We start from the raw sequence: 5,423 nt of genomic DNA, 5'->3' as shown, positions 1-5,423 counted from the left end.
GGCCCTGACAGGGCGTAACCTCAGCACCACAATTCGCGTCTGATCACAGACAAAGGAAAACCCCCCGACGGATTCGCAGTCCATATGCCGGGGGGTCCAATACAGCTCGGTGTCGAGTGTAGGGGAGATCTCTCCCCTGTCACCACCACGCCGGGCGCGAGAGGACTCCGTGCCCACCCGAAAGAAGTCACCGACCGTGCCCGCTCAGGCCACGGTGACCAGCATCCGTCCGGGCGTTTCCACCGCCGGACTCCTTCCCATCGCGGGCATGAAGCCCGGCTGGTCGTTCAACCCGGAGACCCGCGAGATCCTCCACCAGGCGCGCAAGGACGACGCGCCGCTGCCGGTCGGTGTGGTGCCGGTCGTGCTCGGCCGGATCACCTTCCGCATGGCGAACCGCATGCACACCCGCGTGTCCCTCCTGCTCCTGGACGACGAGGGCCACCGCCGCGTGGTCTCCATGTCGGCGCTCCTGGACGGCACCTGGGCCGACGTCCTCGGCCAGCCCCGGCCGGTCGGCCCCGACATGCGGCACGCCTTCGCAGAGGTGATGCGCGGCGAAATGACGGCGGCCCCCGAGATGCCGGCCGTTCCTGTCAAGGACAAGGACGGCGGCATCCTGCTGCCCGAAGCCGACTCCCAGACCATCGGCTACCTGCGGCTCGGCGACCCCGACGAGAAGGCCGCCATGGCGGCCTGGCGGCGCGTCATGACCCTGGCCATGGCCTCCGACCGGACCACCCTGGCCGTGGCGGCCTGGCTGGGCGGCGTGCTCGCCTCCTGCTGCCAGGGCGTGAACTCGGCGGCGCTGAACCTCTACGGCACCGGCCAGAAGGGGAAATCGTCCGCCCAGAAGGTCGGCGCTGCCCTGATGGGCGACAACACCGAAGCGGGCGAGATCTTCGGCGGGATGAACACCACCGGCAACGCCTGGTTCGACCTGCTGCAGGAGATCCGGTACCTGACCGCCGGTCGGGAGGAGTGGTCCTCCTCCGGGATGAACCTGCGGCAGAAGCAGGAGTTCGTCTCCAAGACCCTGGTCGGTGGCCGCCGGCCCCGGCTCGGCCGCGACGGTGAGCGGAAGATCGGCGTGGGCATCCACCACGGCCTGACGGTGTTCAGCTCGAACGAGTCGCTGATCACCCCGGGCCAGCCGGAGAGCTTCGCGTCCCGCCTGATCGAGCTGTCCCAGCCGTTCTTCCCCAACGGCGACGCGGCCGATGAGGCGGTGCTGCTGGCCACCCAGTTCCACGGCTGGCCGCTGCACTGGGCCAAGCGGATGGACCTCTACGGGGCCGCGAAGGTCGCGCAGTGGCGGGAGCTGCACCGCGAGATCACCGGCCGCCTGTCGGCCGCCGACGGCGGTATCGAGCGCTCCCTGGCCCGGATCGTGGCCACGTGGGTGGTCGGCGCTCACCTCCTGGGCGTGGTCCTCGGGATGCCCGAGATCGGCGCCCGCGCGGAGGAGGACGCCCGCGCGGAGATGCCCGGGATCGTGGGCAGCAGCTCGGCGAACAACGTCTCCCCGGGCGCGCTGCTGTGGGAGAAGCTGGCCGGTCTGATCGGCACCGAGCAGCGGTGCTGGCCGGACTTCCGGCGCCTGGGCTCGGCACCGGGTGAGGGTGAGATCCCGATCGGCACGATGCTGGGCTACTGGTACGAGGATCCGAAGGCCGGCCTGGAGATCCACGTCCTGAAGACCACGATCGACGCGATCGCCGCGCAGGGCGGGATCGACACGCCGCACCCGGCGCTGGTCGAGATGCGCCGCCTGGGCGTCCTGTACTCGACCCAGGGCAAGGACAAGCTGACCAGCAGGGTCGCCGGGAGCGAGCACCTGCGGAAGGTCGTGCCGGGCATGGTCTACCGGATCCGGCTGGACAAGGCGCGGGCGGCCTACAACGAGGCGTTGGAGGACTCCGGGAAGCTCCCGGCGTTCGCCGTGCCCGGGGACGACTCGGCGACCGCCAGGGCGGAGCGGGAGGCCGCCGCGCGGGCGGCCGGGCTGCCCCCCGCGATGGCGGCCGTGGTCGCTGCCGCGCAGACGGCACGGACGGAGGGCACAGCGGCTTCGGTCGCTTCGGCGGTGCAGGCGCCGGCACCCGTTCGGGTGGTCTTCCCGACGCCGGAGCGGGCGGTGACCGAGCCACGGTGGGACGAGCTGGCGGACGCGCGGCTCAGCGCGGCCCGGATCGGCGTGCTGTCGGCGAAGGGCCTGCACCTGCCCAACTGCGCGCCGCTGGACGTCCCCGTGCCCGGCAACGTGGACGAGGCGTACGCGCTCGCGGAGGCCTACGACCTGCGGACCCTGTACGTCCACCAGGACGTCACCGAGGCCATGGGGCTGCCCGCCTACGACCCGATGGCCCACGGCGCGCCGATGAAGCCCATGGAGCACCCGTGGGCCGCGACGGCGGTCGGCGGGGCGGTGGCCCGGGTGGAACCGGCCGGGGTGTCGTGCTGGATGACCGCCGTCCCGGCGAACGCCTCGGCGCGGCGCCGGAACATCTCGGTGCCCGCCTTCGACACGCGGCTGTGGCCGTCGTTCGCCGCGGCCGTGGACGGCGAGCAGCTGCTTGACGCGGTGATGCTGTTCACCCTGTCCAGCCGGGGCAAGGGCAAGCGGCCCAACCCCGTGCCGTACTACCGCAAGCCCAACGCCACCGCGGAGGACTACGCGCGGCTCACCCCGGAGCTGGCCGCGTGCGAGGCCGTGCGCCTCCAGCAGATCCCCCAGCTCGTGTCCGGGCAGCGGCTCAAGCCGATCGTCAACATCGCGTGGCAGCGGCGGATGGAGCCCCTTGAGGCCACCTGGGCGTGGGTCCACAAGTACGACAAGACGGCGGCGTGGCTGTCTGCCTGGTCCAACACCCCGCTCGGCGTGGGCGAGCCGGTCCACTACACGGCCGGGTGCCCGTTCGACGCGAAGAAGGCCGGCCTGTGGCGGGTCGCCTCCGTGCCCGGGTTCGGCCTGCCCGGCCTGCCCAACTTCCAGCTCCGCAAGGCCGACGAAGGCGGCTGGTGGGTCCGCTCCACCCCCGCGATGAACCTGCTGCACCTGGCCTACCCCGGGTGGGAGCCGGAGGTCCTGGAGGCCTGGGTGTGGCCTGACAGCCGCCGCGTGATGGAGGGCGGGTACGAGCGGATCCGGCAGGGACGGCTGTTCCTGCTCGGCGAGATCGAGGCCGGGCGGCCTGCCGCCTCGCTGGTGAAGAAGCTCAACGGCGCGCTCTACCAGTCCTACCGGGGCTACCTGGAGGCGACTGAGCCCCGGGTGGACTTCGAGACCGGCGAGATCTACGCCCGGCAGGTCTACCGGCCGGACTGGGCCGCTGCCCTCCAGGACGCCGCGATCGGCAACACCTGGCGCGACCTGCACCGCTTCGCGGGGGAGGGGTTCCACCCGCTCAGCCTCCAGACCGACGCGTTCACCCTGGCGTCCATCGAGGCGGATCCGCTGCTGGCGAAGCCCACCTCGATGCAGATCGGCGGGCAGCGCGGCGGGGTGTGGAAGGTCGAGGGCTCGGCGCCCATGTCCGCCGTGCTGCCGCTGATGGCCGACACCAAGCGCGAGCGCAGCGCGGGCGAGGCCGTCTACGTCTACACGAAGGGCGGGAAGTGACCGATGGCGTTCGGCTGGGTCAGGAAGATCGGTTCCGGCGTCGCCGGGGCCGCCCGCAAGACCACCGGCGCGATCGCGGGGGCAACCCGGCGCGTCACCGGCCGCGAGAGGCCACCGACGGCACCTCCTGCGGCCGGGGCGCCCCCTGCCCCTCCCTCGCCGCCCACAGGGCCGCCCGCGCCCCCCACAGGGCCCCCACCCGGCCCCGGGCCGGCCGGGGGCGGCGAGGGTGAAGGCGCCGGCCTCTCCGAAGAACAGCTCCGCGCCGCCGAAGAAGCTGCGGCGGAAGCCGAGCGCGACGAGATGGCCCGCAAGCGCGCGGCCCGCCCCGGCAGCCTCTACGTCGCCATCCTGGGCACCTGGAAGATCAGCGGCACCACCTGGATCGGAACGATCCGGGCCCACCTGGCCGGCGACCAGGTACACGCCTTCCTCGACGCCATGGACAAGGGCGACCAGGAGGCCGCCGTCATGATCTGCGCGGAGGTCTACGACGACGGCAGCGGCTTCGCCAGCCAGCTCAACTACGAGGCCTCCACCGTCTCCGGCATCGCCTACGACCACAGCGCCCACGGCGACTACGACGCCAGCCAGGACCCCAGCATCGAGTAGGGGGCCCGCAAGCCCAGAGGGGCCCGCCACCGCACGGTGGCGGGCCCCTCTGGCGCGGCTACGACCAGTGGTCGTCCTCACCGTGCGGGTCGGAGAACAGGCGGGTGCAGCGGCCCCCGTCTGCCAGGCCGGTCCACTCCTGGCGGAGCACTCCGGCCAGCGAGTCGTAGCCGCGCCGGCGGAACTCCCGCTCCACCGCCACGCTGTCCCACTCGGGGCTGCCGCTGTGGAAGCCGAAGCGCACGTCGCTGGTATCGGTCTCCAGCGCGGTGACGTGCCAGCTCCCGCCGGGCTGCGGGGACGGGTAAGCGATGGCCAGCAGCGGCGCGCCGGCCTCTCGCGCGTCGCCCAGGGCCGCGTGGACGGCCCTGCCCAGGTCAGCGACGGGGATGGACGGGTCGGGCAGGTAGCGGCTCACGTCGGCCTCCAGGGGTCTCGGGCTCTCCGGCAGGCCCAACGATGCCGGGCGGAAACCGGAATGGGGCGGCTTTCCGGAGACTGCCACCGCCGTGCCACCGTTACTTTCCGTTGCGGTGTCACGGCGGTGGCAGGGGGCTGATCGGAGGGGTGTCCAGCGGTGTCAGGGCGGTGGCGCGGTGGCAGGGGTGGCAGGGGTGAAACGCTCTGACCTGCGATAACCAAAAGTTTGGCCTCTGGCCCTGACACCGCTGACACCGTCCTGACACCGTTGGACACCGTTGCGGTGTCAGGACGGTGCACCGCCTCTGACCTGCGATAACCAAAAGTTTTCAAGATCATGACACCGCTGACACCGCTGACACCGCTGATTTCACACTCTCTAGGTTTTGGGGATGCGGTGCCAGGGAGTTCAAGGGGGTCAAAAATCTTACGGAGAGTGACGATTGGCGGGCATGATCGCCTGCGCGTTCGACTCTCGGAAATTGCGGCGGCAAATTCGGAATTCCGGAATTTCGGAATTTACGTCACGGAATTCACCCGCTCGGCCGATCATCGAATTCGGAATCACCTCCTAGCGAATTCCCGATAATCGCCGGGGCGATTCTCGGAAAACACCCAAGGGAAATCAGGCGGGATTTGGGCGAGCCGCGAATTGCGCTATGCGCAATTTTTGAGCCCAGAATTCTGGCGCTTTGCGCCAGAATAGGCCCGGCTGGGCCAAGGCCGTGAAGTTCGGGGAGTCCTGCCCATGACGCGCTGGATCCCCGTC

At 70.9% G+C, this 5,423-nt stretch carries 3 protein-coding genes; 2 read left to right on the top strand and 1 reads right to left on the bottom strand.

Features of this window, described 5'->3' with window-relative positions:
• Nucleotides 1-196 precede the first annotated feature (196 nt).
• Together ACIBCA_RS37050 and ACIBCA_RS37045 are read left to right on the top strand one after the other, a co-directional pair.
• Entirely contained in the window at nt 197-3,622 is a 3,426-nt protein-coding gene (locus ACIBCA_RS37050; protein WP_396287589.1) for a hypothetical protein, read from the top strand.
• Between the two features lie 303 nt (nt 3,623-3,925).
• Nucleotides 3,926-4,234, top strand: coding sequence for a hypothetical protein (locus ACIBCA_RS37045; protein WP_396287588.1), 309 nt, complete (start codon nt 3,926-3,928; stop codon nt 4,232-4,234).
• 58 nt (nt 4,235-4,292) lie between these two features.
• Here the strand turns inward: ACIBCA_RS37045 and ACIBCA_RS37040 are convergent, their stop codons facing one another.
• Entirely contained in the window at nt 4,293-4,652 is a 360-nt protein-coding gene (locus ACIBCA_RS37040) for a hypothetical protein (protein ID WP_396287587.1), read from the bottom strand.
• Nucleotides 4,653-5,423: the final 771 nt, after the last annotated feature.

Origin of the sequence: Kitasatospora sp. NPDC051170 (assembly GCF_044455705.1) — a bacterium.
Taxonomy (GTDB): domain Bacteria; phylum Actinomycetota; class Actinomycetes; order Streptomycetales; family Streptomycetaceae; genus Kitasatospora.
The sequence above is the reverse complement of the archived record's forward strand: the minus strand, read 5'-3'. Positions and strand labels throughout refer to the sequence as shown.